Source organism: Synechococcus sp. CBW1004 (genome assembly GCF_015840715.1).
GTDB lineage: Bacteria > Cyanobacteriota > Cyanobacteriia > PCC-6307 > Cyanobiaceae > Cyanobium.
On sequence record NZ_CP060397.1, the window covers coordinates 1299469 to 1316744 of the forward strand.

Annotated in this window: 16 protein-coding genes and 1 pseudogene; 7 read left to right on the top strand and 10 right to left on the bottom strand. The window is 69.8% G+C overall.

The features are described from left to right. Positions 1–414: 414 nt before the first annotated feature. Positions 415–1332, bottom strand: a complete 918-nt coding sequence (locus H8F25_RS06310) for a sigma-70 family RNA polymerase sigma factor (protein ID WP_197212574.1) — start codon at positions 1330–1332, stop codon at positions 415–417. Between the two features lie 227 nt (positions 1333–1559). Next, the gene (locus H8F25_RS06315) at positions 1560–3326 is read right to left on the bottom strand and encodes an NAD(P)H-hydrate epimerase (protein WP_231597196.1); all 1767 of its coding nucleotides are present in this window, start codon (positions 3324–3326) and stop codon (positions 1560–1562) included. A gap of 164 nt (positions 3327–3490) precedes the next feature. On the opposite strand from H8F25_RS06315, the gene mnmA reads away from it, so the two are divergent. Further along, complete coding sequence (mnmA, locus tag H8F25_RS06320) at positions 3491–4669, top strand: tRNA 2-thiouridine(34) synthase MnmA (RefSeq protein WP_197212576.1); 1179 nt, start codon at positions 3491–3493, stop codon at positions 4667–4669. 120 nt (positions 4670–4789) lie between these two features. Here mnmA and H8F25_RS17625 read toward each other — a convergent pair whose 3' ends face one another. The 4 genes and pseudogenes from H8F25_RS17625 to H8F25_RS06335 all read right to left on the bottom strand — a co-directional run bounded on the left by H8F25_RS17625 (position 4790) and on the right by H8F25_RS06335 (position 8152). Beyond that, positions 4790–5101 (bottom strand): 2Fe-2S iron-sulfur cluster-binding protein, encoded by a 312-nt coding sequence (locus H8F25_RS17625; RefSeq protein ID WP_231597197.1) that lies wholly within the window; start codon positions 5099–5101, stop codon positions 4790–4792. Continuing rightward, positions 5101–6751, bottom strand: a pseudogene (locus H8F25_RS18130) (cobyric acid synthase). The gene H8F25_RS17625 and the pseudogene H8F25_RS18130 overlap by 1 nt, the downstream one beginning before the upstream one ends. A 249-nt stretch (positions 6752–7000) precedes the next feature. After that, the gene (locus tag H8F25_RS06330; RefSeq protein WP_197212583.1) at positions 7001–7375 is read right to left on the bottom strand and encodes an Npun_F0494 family protein; all 375 of its coding nucleotides are present in this window, start codon (positions 7373–7375) and stop codon (positions 7001–7003) included. A 6-nt stretch (positions 7376–7381) separates the two neighbouring features. Continuing rightward, positions 7382–8152, bottom strand: a complete 771-nt coding sequence (locus H8F25_RS06335) for a hypothetical protein (protein ID WP_197212584.1) — start codon at positions 8150–8152, stop codon at positions 7382–7384. 106 nt (positions 8153–8258) lie between these two features. Here H8F25_RS06335 and H8F25_RS06340 point away from each other — a divergent pair, with 106 nt between their 5' ends. Further along, the gene (locus H8F25_RS06340) at positions 8259–8960 is read left to right on the top strand and encodes a nucleoside triphosphate pyrophosphatase (RefSeq protein ID WP_197212585.1); all 702 of its coding nucleotides are present in this window, start codon (positions 8259–8261) and stop codon (positions 8958–8960) included. 211 nt (positions 8961–9171) lie between these two features. Here the strand turns inward: H8F25_RS06340 and psbC are convergent, their stop codons facing one another. After that, entirely contained in the window at positions 9172–10560 is a 1389-nt protein-coding gene (gene psbC, locus H8F25_RS06345) for a photosystem II reaction center protein CP43 (protein ID WP_197212586.1), read from the bottom strand. Next, the gene (gene psbD, locus H8F25_RS06350) at positions 10544–11602 is read right to left on the bottom strand and encodes a photosystem II D2 protein (photosystem q(a) protein) (protein WP_197212587.1); all 1059 of its coding nucleotides are present in this window, start codon (positions 11600–11602) and stop codon (positions 10544–10546) included. Before psbD ends, psbC begins: the two co-directional genes overlap by 17 nt. A 289-nt stretch (positions 11603–11891) precedes the next feature. Between psbD and H8F25_RS06355 the strand changes: the two genes are divergently transcribed. Further along, positions 11892–12437, top strand: coding sequence for a photosystem I assembly protein Ycf4 (locus H8F25_RS06355; RefSeq protein WP_197213533.1), 546 nt, complete (start codon positions 11892–11894; stop codon positions 12435–12437). Positions 12438–12441: 4 nt separating this feature from the next. Continuing rightward, positions 12442–13182: a peptidylprolyl isomerase gene (locus tag H8F25_RS06360; protein WP_197212588.1), complete on the top strand. Its 741-nt coding sequence runs from the start codon at positions 12442–12444 to the stop codon at positions 13180–13182. A 147-nt stretch (positions 13183–13329) separates the two neighbouring features. Here the strand turns inward: H8F25_RS06360 and ilvN are convergent, their stop codons facing one another. Together ilvN and H8F25_RS06370 are read right to left on the bottom strand one after the other, a co-directional pair. Next, positions 13330–13860 carry an acetolactate synthase small subunit gene (gene ilvN, locus H8F25_RS06365; protein ID WP_197212591.1) on the bottom strand — a complete coding sequence of 177 codons (531 nt, stop codon included), beginning with the start codon at positions 13858–13860 and terminating at the stop codon, positions 13330–13332. Beyond that, positions 13857–14882 carry an alpha/beta fold hydrolase gene (locus H8F25_RS06370; protein ID WP_231597199.1) on the bottom strand — a complete coding sequence of 342 codons (1026 nt, stop codon included), beginning with the start codon at positions 14880–14882 and terminating at the stop codon, positions 13857–13859. The genes ilvN and H8F25_RS06370 overlap by 4 nt, the downstream gene beginning before the upstream one ends. A 12-nt stretch (positions 14883–14894) precedes the next feature. Between H8F25_RS06370 and H8F25_RS06375 the strand changes: the two genes are divergently transcribed. The 3 genes from H8F25_RS06375 to H8F25_RS06385 all read left to right on the top strand — a co-directional run bounded on the left by H8F25_RS06375 (position 14895) and on the right by H8F25_RS06385 (position 17246). Further along, positions 14895–16097: a N2,N2-dimethylguanosine tRNA methyltransferase gene (locus tag H8F25_RS06375; RefSeq protein ID WP_231597201.1), complete on the top strand. Its 1203-nt coding sequence runs from the start codon at positions 14895–14897 to the stop codon at positions 16095–16097. Between the two features lie 26 nt (positions 16098–16123). Continuing rightward, a complete protein-coding gene (petM, locus tag H8F25_RS06380; RefSeq protein WP_197212593.1) occupies positions 16124–16222 on the top strand; it encodes a cytochrome b6-f complex subunit PetM in 99 nt (32 codons plus the stop codon). Between the two features lie 61 nt (positions 16223–16283). Beyond that, complete coding sequence (locus tag H8F25_RS06385) at positions 16284–17246, top strand: NAD(P)H-binding protein (RefSeq protein ID WP_197212594.1); 963 nt, start codon at positions 16284–16286, stop codon at positions 17244–17246. The last annotated feature ends 30 nt before the right edge of the window (positions 17247–17276 follow it).

A 17276-nucleotide genomic window follows, 5' to 3' on the forward strand; every position in this document is an offset into this window, starting at 1 on the left:
TGCTGGACCCACCGCTGCGGGCCCGCAGGCAATCTGAGCGAGGCGATGACCCGGGCGATCTCGTCACGGTGAAGGAGTGCCGGCTGAGATGCAGCGGGGAGCTGTCGTCCGGGAACAGAGCAGCGGGACGCGCCGCCGCGGCTGACCCCTCCGAACGCCGCAGACATCCGGGGCGCAAGGCAGGCTCTCCTGATCAGCCCCGCAGCCGGGCCTGTCCAGCCTGCTGAAGCCCCGCGGCAAGGGAGGGCGACACCCCAGCGATGGGAAAGCCGGCACGATCACGTCTCCACCCAGGGCCCCATCGGGCCCACTCCGTGCGACCAGGCGCTGATGCCGGACCAGCGACAGCGCCAGTGCCTCCAAGGAGGATCGCCTGAAACGACGGAGGATCCCGCGGCTCAGGAGAGCCGACCCTCAGGGCGTGCGACGGGTGAGGTTGCGCAGCTTGCGCAGGGCCTTGAGTTCCACCTGACGCACCCGCTCGCGCGACACATCCAGCTGGCGGCCGATCTCGGCCAGGGTGTGGCGCTCACGCCCATCCAGGCCGAAACGCAGACCCAGCACCTCCCGCTCCTGATCGGTGAGATGGTCGAGCCAGCGGCCCAGCTGCTCCTGGTGCATGCCGCGCTCCACCTGATCGAGCGGCTCTTCGCTGCTGTTGTCAGCGATCAGATCGCCCAGGAAACTGCGGCCCTCATCAGCGTTGATCGGGGCGTCGAGGCTGGAGGTGGTAAGGGCCTGACGCAGCAGCGCATCAAGCTCCTGAACCGGCATGCCGATCGCCTCGGCGATCTCCTGACGGCTGGGCATCGCCCCGAGCTTGTGGGCCAGCTCAAGGCTGACCTTGCGCACCGTGGCGAGGCGCTCGCTGAGATGCACCGGCAGGCGGATCGTGCGCGACTGGCAGGCGATCGCGCGGGTCATGCTCTGGCGGATCCACCAGAAGGCATAGGTGGAGAACTTGTAGCCGCGGGTGGGATCGAACTTCTCCACCGCCCGCTCGAGGCCGAGCGATCCTTCCTGAATCAGATCGAGCAGCTCCAGTCCCTTGCCCTGATATTTCTTGGCAACACTGACAACAAGACGCAGATTGGCCTTCATCATCCGCTCCTTGGAGCGGCGGCCGATCTTGATGATCTTGCGTTCCAGAGCAGAGAAATCGCTGCGATCTGACTCCACCAGGCGCATCATCGCCTGCACCTGGTTACCCAGCTCGATCTCTTCAGCAGGTGTCAGCAGCGGTTCCCGGCCGATCGAGGCCAGATACCAGGTCATCGAATCGCTGGTCCTGCGGGTCGAGGCGCCGCCCGACCTGACGGTGGAGACAGTCATGCAGGAAAAAGAAGTGGAGGCAACTATCCGCCCATCCGCCCGGAAACCGCCGTGTCTTCAGCAACCTTTCAGCTTCTGCTTGCAAAAGCACACATGCGCCGCCTCGCTCTGGCCTGCAGGCCGCTTGTGTGAACGAATTGTGACAGGGATGACGTTCTCGCGTCAGGCCGGAGATGAGCTGAAGGCGGCGAACTGTTGCCGAAGTTTGCTATGGCGGCCACCAGGGTTCAGGCCCCGACCCTTCGTCCCGCCAGCGCAGCCGCCACCGCCTCGGGCGTGACACCACCGGGGCCATGGTGCCGCAGGCAGTCGCGGCCGGCCTGCGCATGCTCCAGGGCCACCGCCGCCAGCAGGGAGGCATCCAGAGGATGAGCGGGACGGCAGATCTCAGAGTCGCCCCCCACCGCCGCGATCCCGGCGGGCTCAGCCTCTGAGGGCTGGGTCCTGCGCGCATCACTCGCACCCGGTCCGCCCAGGGCGGCGAGGGCCATGGCGCCGCGACCGGCGGCATACCCCGCCAGGGTGTCGCCCAGGCCGGCACGGGCACTCTCCGGAGCCGCCTGCGACACCTGCCACAGCCGGCCATCGGGAGCCGCCACCACGCTGCGCGCCCCCTTGAGGAGCACCACCGCACCACTGGCCCCTGCGGCGTTGGCGGCAGCCTCCAGCGGCTCCAGTTCGCTCCACTGCGGGAAGAGCCGGTCGAACTCGCCGCGGTGGGGGGTGATCCAGGTGGGTCCGCGACGGGCGGACAACCAGGCGCCGGCGCCGAGCGGCTCGCCGCGGCAGCGCCACGCCAGCCGGTTGAGTCCATCGGCGTCGAGCAGCAGCAGTCCCGCGAACCGCTGCAGCCGCAGCCACACCGCCTCCTCGCCGCTGTGGTCGCCCCTGGCCCGGGCGCCCGGCTGTCCGGGGTCGTCGGCGGGGCCCAGACCGGGGCCGAGCAACACCGCATCGAGACGCACCAGATCCAGGTGCTCCAGGGCCGCCAGATCCAGACCGCCGCCGGCACCGCTCGGGAGGGCAGCTTCCACCACCACATGGGGCTGGCTCAGCCACAGATCACCCGCCAGTTCCTCCGGCAGGGCCGCCCGCAGGCTGCCGCAGCCCGAGGCGCTCGCCCCCGCCAGGCTCAGGGCGGCGGCGCCGCGATAGCGGCGACTGCCGGCCACCAGCAGCAGCCGGCCCCGGCCGTACTTGGCCGCCGCCGGATCGAGGGCCGGCCAGGGCGCCGCAGCGGCATCGCCCGGGCACAGGCACAGAGGGGTCGTCGGCGGCAGCTCCGCGAGCAGGGCCGCCGGCAGTCCCAGATCGATCCGCTCCAGCCGCCCCACCCGCGCCAGGGCACGGTCCTGCAGGAAGCCACGCTTGAGCAGGCCGATGCTCCAGGTGAGGGCCGCGGTGGCGGCACCCCATCCCAGCAGACGGCCGCTGTCGGCGCACAGACCGGTGGGGCCATCCACCGCCACCAGCGCCCCAGGCCGCTGGCGTTGCCGCTCCTCCAGCAGGGTCTCGAGCGGCTCGCCGGGGGGCCGCCTCTGGCCGATGCCGAACAGGGCGTCCAGCCACAAAGCAGGATCGGCCGGATCGGGAGGCTCCGCCAACCGAGGAATCCCGAGCCACAGGGCATGGCGCAGGTGATCGGCCGTCAGCGACTTGTGGCGCTCGAACGGGCTCCAGATCCGCACCGGCAACCCGGCCAGGTGCAGTTCGCGGGCCACCACCAGGCCATCGCCGCCGTTATGGCCCGGCCCCACCAGCACCAGGACCCCCGCCTCCGCCGGCCAGAGCAGCTCCTGAGCGGGATCCGGACGCTGCGCCGCCGGTCTCAGGCGCTGGCGCAGACGCTCCGCCAGGGCCAGGGCCGCCTTCTCCATCAGCGCCGGCACCGGCAGGCCGCTCTCGAACAGCTGCTGCTCCAGCTGGGCCATCTGGGCACCGCTCACCAGCAGGTGGTCCGCATCCGGTGGGAGCCAGCTGCAGCGGATGGGCACGACGAACCGGCCGGACTGGCCTCCATGATGGAAAGATCCGCCTGGAGCGACCAGCGATGCATGCCGGCGTCTGCACGCCCCCTGGCCCCGACACCGCCACCCCGGCCGCTGATGGCCTGACCGCTGACGGCCTGACCGCTGACGGCCTGACCGCGGAACGATCCATGGCCGCCGGACCGGCCGAGCCGGTGCAGGCTGTGCTGCAGCGCCTCTCCGACTGGCCGGGCGAGAAGCGGGTGGCCGTGGGCCTCTCCGGCGGCGTCGACAGCTCCCTCACGGCGGCATTGCTCGAGGCGGCAGGCTGGCAGGTGGAGGGGCTCACGCTGTGGCTGATGAGCGGCAAGGGCGCCTGCTGCGCCGAAGGCCTGGTGGATGCGGCCGCCCTCTGCGAGCAGCTGGGCGTGCCCCATCACGTGGTCGATTTCCGCGAGCACTTCCGCGCGCAGATCGTTGATTTCCTGGTGGAGGGCTACGGCCAGGGGATCACGCCCCTGCCCTGCTCCCGCTGCAACCGCAACGTCAAGTTCGGCCCGATGCTGGAGTGGGCCGAGCGCGAGCGGGGCATCGCGCGCATCGCCACCGGCCACTACGCCCGCGTGCGGCCCGGCGACGCCTCCGATGCCCTGCCGGTACCGGGCGACGGCCGCGGCAGGGCCCAGCTGCTGCGCGGCCTCGATGCGCACAAGGATCAGAGCTATTTCCTCTATGACCTGCCGGTCGGGCAGCTGGATCGGCTGGTGTTCCCCCTGGGTGAACTGACCAAGCAGGACACCCGGGCCGAGGCCGCCCGCCGGGGCCTGCGCACCGCCGCCAAGCCCGAGAGCCAGGACCTCTGCCTGGCGGATCACCACGGTTCGATGCGCGCCTTCCTCGACGCACACCTGCCGCCGAGGCAGGGCGAGATCGTGCTGGTCGACGGCACCGTGGTGGGCCGTCACGACGGCATCGAGCACTTCACCATCGGCCAGCGCAAGGGGCTCGGGGTGGCCTGGAGCGAGCCGCTGCACGTGGTGCGGCTGGATGGCGCCTTCAATCGGGTGGTGGTAGCCCCCCGTTCCGCCGCGGCACGGGCCTCCTGCACGGTGGGAGCGGTGAACTGGAGTGCGATCGCCCCGCCGACGCAGCCGCTCGAGGTGGAGGTGCAGGTGCGCTATCGCAGCGGCGCCGTTCCGGCACGGCTCACTCCTCTGAGCGCCACCGAGAGCGACATCCAGGCCGAGCGGCCCCATCGCTGCCGCCTCGACTTCGCCGAGGAGCAGTTCTCGATCACCCCGGGACAGGCCGCGGTGTTCTACGCCGGTGAGGTGCTGCTGGGGGGCGGGCTGATCCAGCCGGAAGCCTGAGCAGGAGCCAGCCAGAGAGCAGCGGCGCCGGCATTCAGCTCGCGGAGGCGGTGACGATGCTGACGTTCCTCGCCCTGGGTCTGCATCCGGACCCGTCGGGCAGCCCCCGGGATGGGGTGGTCACCAGTAGGGATCGCTGGCCAGCTCCACCCGCAGAACTCCCGCGCGGCTGGCGGGCACGGTGGCGACGCAGGCCCGCACCACCTGGCCATTCACCTCGATCTCACAGGCGCCGCAGCTGCCCCCCAGGCAGCCGGTGGGAATCGACTGCCCGCCCGCCTGGGCGGCCGCCAGCCAGTCGCAGCCGACGCTCTCACGGGACTCGCGGCCATCGGGCCAGCGGACCAGGACGTTCCGGCCGGAAGCATCAGCTGTGGTGGAGGGGTCAGGCTGGGCGGCAGAGGACTCCCTCGCGGCAATCGGCTCCGGCATCAGCGCAGCAGGGGGGTGAGATCGACGTGCGCCTCGAAGGCATCGGCAAGGCGATCGAGCAGCTGGTCGCGCTGCCGCCCGTGGTGGGGCTGGTGCTCGCTCAACGGTTCGAGGCCCCGGCGCCGGCGCAGCAGGTTGAGCCAGCGACGCCGCCACGGCCCATTCTCGAAGATGCCGTGCAGGTAGGTGCCGGCCACCAGACCACCGCGCTCCCCCAGCGGCCGCCAGCAGCCCAGCCCCGGATCGCCGCACAGGGGCGCCAGCCCCAAAGCCGCTGCCTCCAGCGCCGGAGCAAGGGCGCTGAGGCCCTGATGCAGCTCGAAGCCCTCGAGGCTCCAGGGGATCCCCCGGCGGCCAGAGGGCCAGCGTGGTCCGCTGACGCAGCACCTTGCGGGCCCCGTAGCGGGTGCGCAGCGGCAGCAGACCCAGGCCCGGCGCGCTCAGCGGTGGCTCCGGCGTTGCAGTGGAGAGCGCGTGTTCCCTGCCGTTGGGATCCTGCAGCAGACCGCCGTCATCGTCCGCGACAGCGGCGGCTGACCCGACCTCGCCGGGGCAGGCATCGCCTGCAGCGACCGGGGCGGCACCATCCCGACCTGCAGAGGCCTCTGCCCCTTCGCGGCCCTCGGGATCCTCCAGCCAGGTGCCCAGCATCTGCAGGCCGCCGCACACTCCGAACAGGTGGCCGCCGCTCGCCAGATAGGCATGGAGCTTCTCATCCAGGCCGGCGGCGCGCAGGGCCGCGAGGTCGCGCAGGGTCTGCTTGCTGCCGGGCAGGATCACCGCATCGGGACGGCCCAGATCCTCTCCAGGCCTCACCCAGCGCAGCTGGACGCTGGGCTCGGCCTCCAGCGGATCGAGATCGGAGAAGTTGCTCAGCGACGGCAGGCGCAGCACGGCGATCGTCAGCTCCGCCCCCTGCCTGCGGCCGCGCCGCTCCAGCAGATCAAGCGAATCCTCCGGCGGGAACAGCTCCTCCAGCCAGGGCATCACCCCCAGCACCGGAACGCCGGTGTGGCGCTCCAGCAACAGCCGCCCCTCGTCGAACAGCTCACGGCGGCCGCGGAAGCGGTTGATCAGCAGACCGCGGATCAGCGGCCGTTCCACCGGCCGCAGCAGCGCCAGGGTGCCGACGATCTGGGCGAAGACGCCGCCCCGCTCGATGTCGGCCACCAGCAGACACCTGGCCCGCAGGTACTGGGCCAGGCGCAGGTTGGTGAGGTCGCGTGGCTGCAGGTTCACCTCCACCGGGCTGCCGGCTCCCTCCAGCACCAGCCGGCCGCCGGGATAGGCCTGCTGCAGCTGGCTCAGGCCCGTGCGGATGGCGGCCCAGCCGGGCCGGAACCAGTCGCGGTAGTAGTGCTCGGCGCGGCAGCGCCCCACCGAGCGGCCCAGGTGGATCACCTCGCTGGTGCTGTCCCCCTGGGGCTTCAGCAGCACCGGATTCATGGCGCACTGCGGCTCGAGTCCTGCAGCCCAGGCCTGCAACGCCTGCGAATAGGCCATCTCACCGCCTCCCGCATCCACCCAGGCGTTGTTGCTCATGTTCTGCCCCTTGAACGGCAGCGGCGTCTCACCCCGGCGGCGCAGGGCACGGCAGAGGGCGGCGTTCATCAGCGATTTGCCGGCACCACTGCTGGTGCCGAGCACCATCAAGGGGGTGGGGACGAGACTTGTCACGCTAAGGAGAGGGAACAACCCTTGCCGCCACACCTGATGCGTTGGTTGAGCCTCTCGGACGTGTTGCTCCTGCATCGTCGCTTGATCGAGCAGAGCGGCGGGACAACAGGGCTGAGGCAGTGGTTCTCAAGGTGGCCAGCGGCAGATGGAGACGTGAAACGTTTTCGGCCTGGGTCCGGGAGCACCTCGAGCCGCTGGATCTGATCTGACTCACTCGCTGGATCAGAGCCTCGGCCAGTGCCGCTGCAGCCAGCAGCGCACTCTCGCCTGCACACCGGCACGGGGAATTTCCCCGGGCCAGCGCTCCAGCACCTGACGGCCCAGCGGGGTGAGCCGCACCCGCTCGGTGAGGCCCTGGCCATCCACCTCGCGGCGCAGCACCCCGAGGCGGATCAACCAGATGAAGGCATCCTCGAGCTGATCAGCCGAAGCCTGTCGGAACAGCAGGCCATCGGCATCGACGCGACCGGCGAGCTCCGTGCTGCTCAGCGCAACATCACCGAGCGCACCATAGAAGGCGCGACGAAAGGGCAGGCAGCGCAGATTGAGGCGCGCCCGCTCCAGGGCGCATGCATCGCTGAGATCGGAGACGGACAACCCGGATCAGCGGAACAGACTGTTCAGCAGCGTATCGAGCGCCTGAGCTGGGGTGCTGAGACCACCGCGGGGCTCGGGAACGCCCTGGTTGTAGCCCTGTCCATAGGGGGGGCCATAGGGCGAGTCACTGCCATAGCCGCCCTGACCGGCCCCCCAGGTTCCGGCGGGACGGCTGGCGAGCAACTGCACATCCGCCCAGCGGAAGGAGGCCTGATTGCCGACATTGCCCGTGTTCACCGGCCAGACCCCGGTGGCGTCGCGCAGCACCAGACGGCCAGTGCCCTCGTTGTAGAAGGTGTAGCGACGACCATCCTGAGTCTCCACCACATAGGCAGTGCCGCCGGCCATGGTGCGACGAGACAGGGAGCATGAGCCCTGGAAGATCCGGCGGCCGCGCTGGATGAGCTGGCAGGTGCGCGACCCGACCGGACCGGCTCCGCTGAACAGGTGCTGGGTGTAGCGGTTGTTGACGTTGCTTCGCCTGTTGCCGTCCTCCCAGCAGGTCCGTGCGCGCAGATCGCAGAGGGTGCCGTTGCTCAGGGTGAAGGTCGTAACCGGTGGGCGGCCGGACAGCTGTCGCAGCAGGTTGCGTTCAGCCCTTTCGCCATAGGTGCGGCGCGTCTGATTGAGCGATGGGCCCTGCGCGTCGTAGCAGATCTCCTTGGCGCGGTCGCAGAGGAGATTGGGGGACACCAGATCGATACTGCTCGCACGGGCTGGGAGGCTCGACACCGCGATGGCGGTCGCGGCAAGCAGCAGACGGGTTGTGGCGTGCATCGTCAGGGAGAAAGGAATAGGGATGCGCCCGGCGCAGGGCGAACAGTCCCCACTGCCCGGACCGTAGCCAGGCCGTGACAACGTGGCCTTCAGCCTGTGACGGCCGATGTTGCTGCTCGCCTCCGCCTCTCCCGCCCGCCGCCGCCTGCTGGAACAGGCGGGCATCCCCCATCGGGTGAGGGTCAGCGGCGTGGATGAGGAGGCGATCCGCGATTCCGATCCGCTGCGCCTGGTGCAGCGTCTGGCGGAGGCCAAGGCTGAAGCGGTGGCTGAGGCCGTGTGCACACCGCTGACGACCTGGAGAAGCCTCCTGGAGGAGCCGGGAGACACAGGCGCCGACTCTGCGCCCCTGTCCAGCGCGTTCGCCGGGGGAGCCACGATGGAGAGCGGATCGGTCGCGGCACGCAGCAGTGACGGGCAGGACTGCGATGCGGTGCTCGGCTGCGACTCGCTGCTCGTCTTCGAGGGCGAGGTGTTTGGCAAGCCCGCGGATCCCGCCGAGGCGGTGGCTCGCTGGCAGAGAATGAGCGGGGGGCGGGCGGAGCTGCACACCGGCCACTGCCTGCTGCGTCCAGGCCGGGAGCCGCTGCTGGCCACGGTGACCACCGGGGTGGTGTTCGCCGCGGTGGACCGCGCCACGATCGAGGCCTATGTGGCCACCGGCGAACCGCTGGCCTGCGCCGGAGGATTCGCACTGGAGGGACGCGGCTCGCTGCTCGTGGAGCGGATCGAGGGGTGCTGCAGCAATGTGATCGGCCTCAGCCTGCCGCTGCTGCGCCGCTGGCTGGGGGGCTTTCCAGGGAGCTGATCGGCGCCGCGCTGGTTGGGGCCGAGATCGGGCATGGCCAGAACGCGCTCGGCTGACAGAGATGGATCAGGCCACCGGTGGCTGACCACCCGAAGCCAGGCCGATTGCACAGGCCCAGCCACAAGTCCCAAGGCTTGAGGAGTTGGACAAAAAAAGAGCCCCCGCCGAAGGCGGGGGCATGCAGGGGATGCAATCAGCCTGAGGGATGAACTCAGTCGAGATCCGGCATGGCCAGGGTGGGCTCGGCCTGACGGTCGATGCCCTTCTCGAAACCGGCGGCGGCAGCGCGAGCGCGACCGGCGTGCCAGAGGTGACCCACCAGGAAGAAGAAGGCGAGCACGAACTGGGTCGAAGCCAGCCACTGGCGGATGTTGACGAAGTTCACCGAGTTGGGCTCGGTGATGATGCCGCCGACGGAGTTCAGAGACGCATTGGGGGCGTGGGTCATGTACTCAGCCGCACGACGCACCTGCCAGGGCTGGATGTCGTTCTGCAGCTTGTCGAGGCTCAGACCGTTGGGACCACGCAGGGGCTCCAGCCAGGGGCCACGGAAATCCCAGAAGCGCATGGTCTCACCGCCGAAGATGATCTCACCGGTGGGCGAGCGCATCAGGTACTTGCCGAGACCGGTGGGGCCCATGGCCGAACCGATGTTGGCGCCGAGGCGCTGGTCTCGCACCAGGAAGGTGAAGCTCTGGGCCTGCGAGGCTTCGGCGTTGGTGGGGCCGTAGAACTCGGAGGGATAGGCGGTGTTGTTGAACCAGATGTAGGCCGAGGCGATGAAGCTCATGAAGCTCAGGGCGCCGAGGCTGTAGCTCAGATAGGCCTCACCGTTCCAGATGAAGGCGCGGCGCACCCAACCGAAGGGCTTGGTGACGGCGTGCCAGATGCCACCGAAGATGCAGATCAGGCCGATCCAGATGTGGCCACCGATGATGTCCTCCATCGAGTTGACCCCGATGATCCAGCCCTCACCACCGAAGGGGGCTTTGGTGAGGTAGCCGAAGATCACACCCGGGTCGAGGGTGGGGTTGGTGATCAGACGCACGTCGCCGCCACCGGGAGCCCAGGTGTCGTAGACACCGCCGAAGAACATGGCCTTGAACACCAGCAGCAGCGCACCCACACCGAGAAGGATGAGGTGGTAACCGATGATGTTGGTCATCTGATTCTTGTCGCGCCAGTCCTGCGAGAAGAAGGAGGAGTAGTTCTCCAGGATCTCGGGACCGCGCAGGGCGTGATACAGACCGCCCAGGCCGAGCACGGCGGAGCTGATCAGGTGCAGCACGCCGACGACGAAGAACGGATAGAGGTCGGTGACCTCACCGCCGGGGCCCACGCCGTAACCGAGGGTGGCGACGTGCGGGAACAGGATCAGGCCCTGCTCGTACATCGGCTTGTCGAAGGTGAAGTGGCTCACCTCGAACAGCATCATGGCGCCGGCCCAGAACACCATCAGACCGGCGTGGGCCACATGGGCACCCAGCAGACGGCCGGACAGGTTGATCAGGCGGGCATTGCCGGCCCACCAGGCATAGCCGGTGGAATCGAGGTCCTTGCCCCCGACGGAGACAAGACCGGAATTAAAGGGCGTTTCCACGGGGCAGAACCTCTTCAGGGAAGACGAAGTTTTCGTGCGGCTGATCCGCTGGGGCCATCCAGGCGCGCAGGCCCTCGTTCAGAAGAATGTTCTTGGTGTAGAACGTCTCGAACTCGGGGTCCTCCGCCGCGCGGATCTCCTGACTCACGAAGTCATAGGCGCGCAGGTTCAGCGCCAGACCGATGATGCCGATGCTGCTGGTCCACAGACCCATCACCGGCACGAACAGCATGAAGAAGTGCAGCCAGCGCTTGTTGGAGAACGCGATCCCGAAGATCTGGCTCCAGAAGCGGTTCGCCGTCACCATCGAGTAGGTCTCCTCCTCCTGCGTCGGCTCGAAGGCCCGGAAGGTGTTGGCCTGCTCGCCGTCCTCGAACAGCGTGTTCTCCACCGTCGCGCCGTGGATGGCGCACAGCAGGGCACCGCCCAGGATGCCGGCCACTCCCATCATGTGGAAGGGGTTCAGCGTCCAGTTGTGGAAGCCCTGCAGGAACAGCAGGAAGCGGAAGATGGCCGCCACGCCGAAACTGGGCGCGAAGAACCAGCTGCTCTGACCGAGCGGATACATCAGGAACACGCTCACGAACACCGCGATCGGGCCGGAGAAGGCGATCGCGTTGTACGGGCGGATGCCCACCAGACGGGCAATCTCGAACTGACGCAGCATGAAGCCGATCAGCGCGAAGGCGCCGTGCAGGGCCACGAAGGGCCAGAGGCCGCCCAGCTGGACCCAGCGCACGAAGTCGCCCTGGGCCTCGGGGCCCCAGAGCAGCAGCAGGCTGTGGCCCATCGCGTCAGCGGGGGTGCTGACGGCGGCGGTGAGGAAGTTGCAGCCCTCCAGGTACGAGCTGGCGATGCCGTGGGTGTACCAGGAGGTGGCGAAGGTGGTGCCGGTCAGCCAGCCGCCCAGCGCCAGGTAGGCGGTGGGGAACAGCAGAAGACCGGACCACCCCACGAAAACAAAGCGGTCGCGCTTGAGCCAGTCATCGAGGACGTCGAACCATCCGCGAGCTGCCGGTGCGCGCCCTACAGCGATCGTCATGGGTGAACGGTGGTGAGTCGCAGGTTCGGAAAACCCGCGGGCTGTGGGTGACCGCGAGATCGTAACAACGTTGCCGGGGGCGACGCGGCCGCTCGACACGGGCTGACATGCCAGGGCTGGCGCGGCTTCCTCCAGGCAGGCCCGGCCCCATCGCCTCGGACGGGGGGAACCGGTCGACGGTCCCGCCGGGCGCCAGGATGGCCGCTCCCACCCTTTGATTGAGAGACCCATGGCGTCCAGCCAGGCCTCCGCCGCCGGCAGCCCCTCTCCGCGTGACCGTTCCAGCGCCATGAACAGCGCGACCGACACGGTGCTGGAGCAGTCGGTGCTCGGCTCCCGCCGCCTCTCCAACCTGCTGGTGGCCGCTGCGGTCAGCATCGGCGGCATCGGTTTCCTGCTGGCGAGCGCCTCGAGCCGCCTCGGCCGCGATCTGCTGCCGGTGGGCCACGCCGCCGATCTCATCTGGGTGCCCCAGGGCCTGGTGATGGGGCTCTACGGCATCGCGGCCGTGCTGCTGGCCACCTATCTGTGGCTCGTGATCGTGCTCGATGTCGGTTCGGGCATCAACCGCTTCGACCGCGCCAGCGGCGAGGCGCTGATCCGCCGCCGCGGCTTCCGTCAGACCATCGAGGTGGCGATTCCGCTGCGCGACATCCAGGCGGTGAAGGTGGAAGTGCGCGATGGACTGAGCCCCCGCCGTCGCCTCTCCCTGCGCGTGCAGGGGCGCCGCGACCTGCCCCTGACCCGCGTCGGTGAGCCGATGCCCCTGGCCGAGGTGGAACTGGCGGGAGCCAATCTGGCCCGTTTCCTCGGCGTTCCCCTCGAAGGCCTCTGAAGCGATGACCCGTTCCGATGACCACGGCCGCCGCTGGTCGGCACTGCTGCGGCCCGTTCTCCTGGCTGCCCTGATCAGCCTGCTGCCGCTGTCGCTGGCCGCCTGCAGCCCGGACGCCGGCAGTCGCCCGCTCGGTTGCGCCAGCGCCTCCACCCCCTGCCTGCAGGGCAAGGCGGTCGTCTCGCTCGAAACCAGCAGAGGGGTCGTGCAGATCACCGTCGATGGCAATGACGCCCCGCTGACGGCCGGCAATTTCGTCGATCTGGTCAAGCGCGGCGTGTACAACGGCACCGCTTTCCACCGGGTGGTGCGCGAACCGTTGCCCTTCGTGGTGCAGGGGGGAGATCCCAGCAGCGCCGATCCGAAGGTGCCGGCCGCGAACCACGGCATGGGCAGCTTCATCGATCCCGCCACCGGTGAGGCCAGGCTGATTCCCCTGGAGCTCAAGCTGAAGCGCAATGGCGAGCTGCGCTACGGCCAGCCGATCACCGCCGCGGCCCAGAGCCGTGATCTGGAGCTCACCCACCAACGCGGCGCCGTGGCAATGGCGCGCTCCAGCGACCCGAACTCGGCCAGCGCTCAGTTCTATGTGGCTCTCGAGGCCCTGCCGGAACTGGATGGGCGCTACGCAGTGTTCGGCCGGGTGACCAGCGGCATGGACGTGATCGACCGGATCCAGCAGGGCGACCGCATCATCAAGGCGACGGTGCTGCAGGGCGGCACCCTGGTGAAGGGCGAGAGCTGAGCGACAAGAAAGACCAGCGCAGTGGCCCGACGAGCCGATGCGCTGGTCTGCGGATAGAAGGTCTGCGGATTGAGCCTTCTCCGGCGTGAACCAACTCCACGGGGAGCGATCGGCGTGCGCGGCTGCCGATCCGGCGGCCCGTCCACCTCAGGCCGGGACGCGCTTGACCGAGGCGGTGGCCTTGAGCCACTCGGTGTTCACCCCTGAGGCCCGCTCCAGAGCCACCTTGCCGGTGCGGGCGATCTCGAGGATGCCGTAGCTCTCCAGCAGCCGTTCCAGGGCCACCAGCTTGCCCGGATCGCCCACCACCTCGAGGGTCAGGGCGTCATCGGCCACATCCACCACCTTGGCGCGGAACACCTGCACCAGATCGAAGATGGCGCTGCGGTTCTCCGCAGGGGCCGACACCTTCAGCAACATCAGCTCGCGCTCCACCGCCGGAATCGTCGAGAGATCGATCACCCCCAGCACGTTGACCAGCTTGTCGAGCTGCTTGGTCATCTGCTCGACGGTGCGGTCGTCACCTTCCACCACCATCGTCAGGCGCGAGACGCCGCGGTTCTCGGCCGGCCCCACCGCCAGGCTCTCGATGTTGAAGCCCCGGCGGGCGAACAGCCCCGAGATACGACTGAGGGCACCGGACTCGTCTTCGACCAGCACCGAAAGGGTGTGCTTCATGGACCGGGCGGCGAAGGGGGGAGCGATGAGCCCCAAAGGTACGCGGCAGCGGGGGAGGCGGTGGCCTGGAGCCCGTCCAGCCAGCCCAGCAGGGCGTCATGGAAGCCCTGCGGATCCTCATCGTGGGGACAATGGCCGCAGCGCTCCAGCATCACCAGCGGCAACTCGCCGCGCACGCGCCGACACTGCTGCGCCACGGCCGGCGGCACCAGGCGATCCTGATGGCCCCAGATCAGCAGCAGCGGATGGCGCAGCCGCCGCAGCAGCGCAGGCGCCGTGGCGTGATGCGGACGCAGGGCCATGCCGATGCTCATCGCCCGCAGGGCCCGCGGAGCCGTGGGGCGCCGGGCCGGCCTGGCGATCAGGCGCAGCAGTTCGCCATCGGCCAGAACGGGGGCGTGATAGGCCGACTGCAGCCCCAGTGCCAGCAGCGGTGAATGGGCGATCAGGGGCACGATCAGCTCCAGCGGCAGCAGGCGGCAGAGGACCCGCACGCTCCACAGCCGCAGCCGGCGGCGCCAGATGGCCTGGCGCGGCGCCCCGATCCCGTCGCCCTCCGCCGCGGTGAGCAGGGCGGGATCGGGCAGGGGGGCCGCCACCACGGCCCGCACCCAGGCCGGGAAGAAGACGCTGCAGCTGAGCGCCACGAGGCCTCCGAGCGAATGGCCCACCAGCACCGCCGGCCCCTGCACCACCTGCTCCAGGAATCCCTGCAACTGGCGAGCCCAGAGGCGGTTGTCGAGCCGCACCCGGCGGGCGGGACCGGGCTGGCTGGAGGCGCCGAAGCCGATCAGATCGAGGCCGTACACGCACCAGCCGGCCGCGGCCAGGGGGGCGGCGTTGTGGCGCCAGTGGCCGCTGGCGGCTCCGAAGCCATGCAGCAGCACCAGCGGCGGATGTCCGGGCTCCCCCAGCACGCGCCAGTGGCAGGGATGGCAGCGCCACTGCCAGGTGCCATGGCGTCCCCAGTCGGCTCCGTGAGCCGTGGGATCGGACAGGGCAGGCTGGGATGGCTCAGGCAAGGGACGGTTGCGGTGATCACCCGCCAGGGGGGCGAGACGCCTCACTATTGCGAAGGCCAGGCGCGCGTGCAGCTCGGCGGAGGCTTCTTCCGGCCCGACTCCCGGCCTGCCCGCGATCTGACAGTGCTGCTGGCCCGCCTGCTGGCTCGGCGGGGACCGCTGCGCCTGCTGGATCTGATGGCCGGCTGCGGGATCCGCAGCCTGCGCTGCGCCCTTGAGGCGGGCGCCAGCAGCCTCTGGGCCAATGACGGCGACCCAGACCGCCTGCCGCTGCTGGAGAGCAACCTCGCCGCCATTCCCGACGCGGTGGAGCTTCGCTGCACCGCCCTGACGGCCCAGCGGCTGCTGGCGGGCTGCCTGGAGCGGCAGCAGCGCTTCGAGCTGGTGGATCTCGATGCCTTCGGCTGCCCCAGCGCCCTGGTGCCGCTGGCGCTGGATGCCGTGGCCTTCGACGGCGTGCTGGTTCTGGCAAGCAGCGACGGCCGATCCCCCACCGGCCACGACCGACCGGCGGCGGTGCGGCGGCTGGGTGCCGCCGCCCGCGCCCATCCCGCCAGCTGGGAGCTGGCCCTGCGCCTGCAGCTGGGCGTCGTGGCGCGCGAGGCCTGGGCCCAGGGCCGCGGGATGACACCGCTGCTGAGCTTCAGCGAAGGCCGCACCTTCCGAACGGCCGTACGGCTGCGGCGCAGCCCGGCGGCGGGCGAGGAGGCCCGGCTCGGTCTGCTGGCCCACTGCCACGGCTGCGGCGACCAGCAGGTGCAGCCGCTGCTGCGGCTGCGGGCCTGGGCCCCCTGCCGCTGCGGCCTGGGGGGCGGGCCCGATGGCGGCAACCCTGGAACACAACCGCCCCTGGCGATCAGCGGCCCGCTGTGGATCGGGCCGGTGCAGGACCCGGCCACCCTGGAGAGCCTGCTGGAGGAGGCCATGAACTCGCCTGACAGCGCCTGTCCGGCGAGCCTGCGGCTGCTGAAGCGTCTGGCCGCCGATCCGGGCGGCACGCCACGCTGCTGGCCCCTGGCGCTGATCGGCCGGCAGCTGGGCGGCGGCCCTCCGACGCTGCAGGCACTAGTGGAGGCCCTGCGGCATCAGGGCCATGGCGCCTGGAGCAGCGGAGTGATGGACGGGCAGCTGCGCAGCGACGCCCCCTGGGCGGACGTCCTGAAAACCGCCGCCGACCTGCGGCGAGATCCCGGGACCGCCAGGGCTGCTAAATAGGTAGCCCCTTCGCCTTCGACCGGGCCATGGCCTCTGAAATCTTCGGCACCGCCGCCATGTTCTGGGTGCTGATCCCGGTGGGCCTGGCCGGAGGCGCCCTGCTCCTGAAGCTGCTCAAGGACTGAGATTCCGGCGACGCGGGGCCGACAGGCCGGGCCCTAGGCTCGGCCCCCCCGGACATGGATGATGCAGGTTCTGGTCGTCGGTGGCACGGGCACGCTCGGACGCCAGATCGCCCGGCAGGCCCTCGACGCCGGCCACAGTGTGCGCTGCATGGTGCGCTCCCCCCGCAAGGCCGCCTTCCTGCAGGAATGGGGCTCTGAGCTCACGCGCGGCGATCTGCTCGAGCCCGACAGCCTGGACTACGCGCTCGAGGGCCAGGAGGCCGTCATCGATGCCGCCACCGCCCGCGCCAGCGACAGTCTGAGCTGTTACGAGATCGACTGGACCGGCAAGCAGAACCTGTTCGCCGCCTGCCGCCGGGCCGGCGTGTCCCGGGTGGTCTTTCTCTCGGTTCTCGATGCGGCCCGCCATCGCCAGGTGCCGCTGATGGACATCAAGGCGTGCAGCGAAGCCTGGCTCGCCGCCTCGGATCTGGACTACACGATCCTGCAGGTGGCCGCCTTCATGCAGGGTCTGATCAGCCAGTTCGCCATCCCGGTGCTGGAGAACCAGACCGTCTGGGTGAGCGGCACGCCGACGCCGATCGCTTACATGAACACCCAGGACGTGGCCCGCTTCGCGGTGGCGGCCCTGAGTCATCCCGAAACGGTGCGCCGCTCCTTCCCCGTGGTTGGCCCCAGGGCCTGGAACACCGGCGAGATCACCCAGCTCTGCGAGCGCTACACCGGCAAGTCGGCGCGTGTGGTGCGCGTCTCGCCGGTGCTGCTGAAGCTGATGCAGTCGGTGACCTCCTTCTTCGAGGGCAGCCTCAACGTGGCCGAGCGGCTCGCCTTCGCCGAGGTGGTGAACGCCGGCTCCGCCTTCGACGCCCCAATGGAGGAGACCTACGCCGCCTTCGGGCTCGATCCGGCCGACACCACCCGTCTGGAGGACTACCTGCGCGAGTACTACGACACCATCCTCAAGCGCCTGCGCGAGATGGAATCGGACCTCGACAAGGAGGCCAAGAAGAAGCTGCCCTTCTGATCGGTCCACGCCAGGCCTGGAAGCGAGTGA

Coding starts and splice junctions, on each gene's coding strand:
- H8F25_RS06310 (WP_197212574.1), bottom strand. CDS start 1,332: ATGACTGTCTCCACCGTCAGGTCGGGCGGCGCCTCGACCCGCAGGACC.
- mnmA (WP_197212576.1), top strand. CDS start 3,491: ATGGCCGCCGGACCGGCCGAGCCGGTGCAGGCTGTGCTGCAGCGCCTC.
- H8F25_RS17625 (WP_231597197.1), bottom strand. CDS start 5,101: ATGCCGGAGCCGATTGCCGCGAGGGAGTCCTCTGCCGCCCAGCCTGAC.
- H8F25_RS06335 (WP_197212584.1), bottom strand. CDS start 8,152: ATGCACGCCACAACCCGTCTGCTGCTTGCCGCGACCGCCATCGCGGTG.
- H8F25_RS06340 (WP_197212585.1), top strand. CDS start 8,259: ATGTTGCTGCTCGCCTCCGCCTCTCCCGCCCGCCGCCGCCTGCTGGAA.
- psbD (WP_197212587.1), bottom strand. CDS start 11,602: ATGACGATCGCTGTAGGGCGCGCACCGGCAGCTCGCGGATGGTTCGAC.
- H8F25_RS06355 (WP_197213533.1), top strand. CDS start 11,892: ATGAACAGCGCGACCGACACGGTGCTGGAGCAGTCGGTGCTCGGCTCC.
- H8F25_RS06360 (WP_197212588.1), top strand. CDS start 12,442: ATGACCCGTTCCGATGACCACGGCCGCCGCTGGTCGGCACTGCTGCGG.
- ilvN (WP_197212591.1), bottom strand. CDS start 13,860: ATGAAGCACACCCTTTCGGTGCTGGTCGAAGACGAGTCCGGTGCCCTC.
- petM (WP_197212593.1), top strand. CDS start 16,124: ATGGCCTCTGAAATCTTCGGCACCGCCGCCATGTTCTGGGTGCTGATC.
- H8F25_RS06385 (WP_197212594.1), top strand. CDS start 16,284: ATGCAGGTTCTGGTCGTCGGTGGCACGGGCACGCTCGGACGCCAGATC.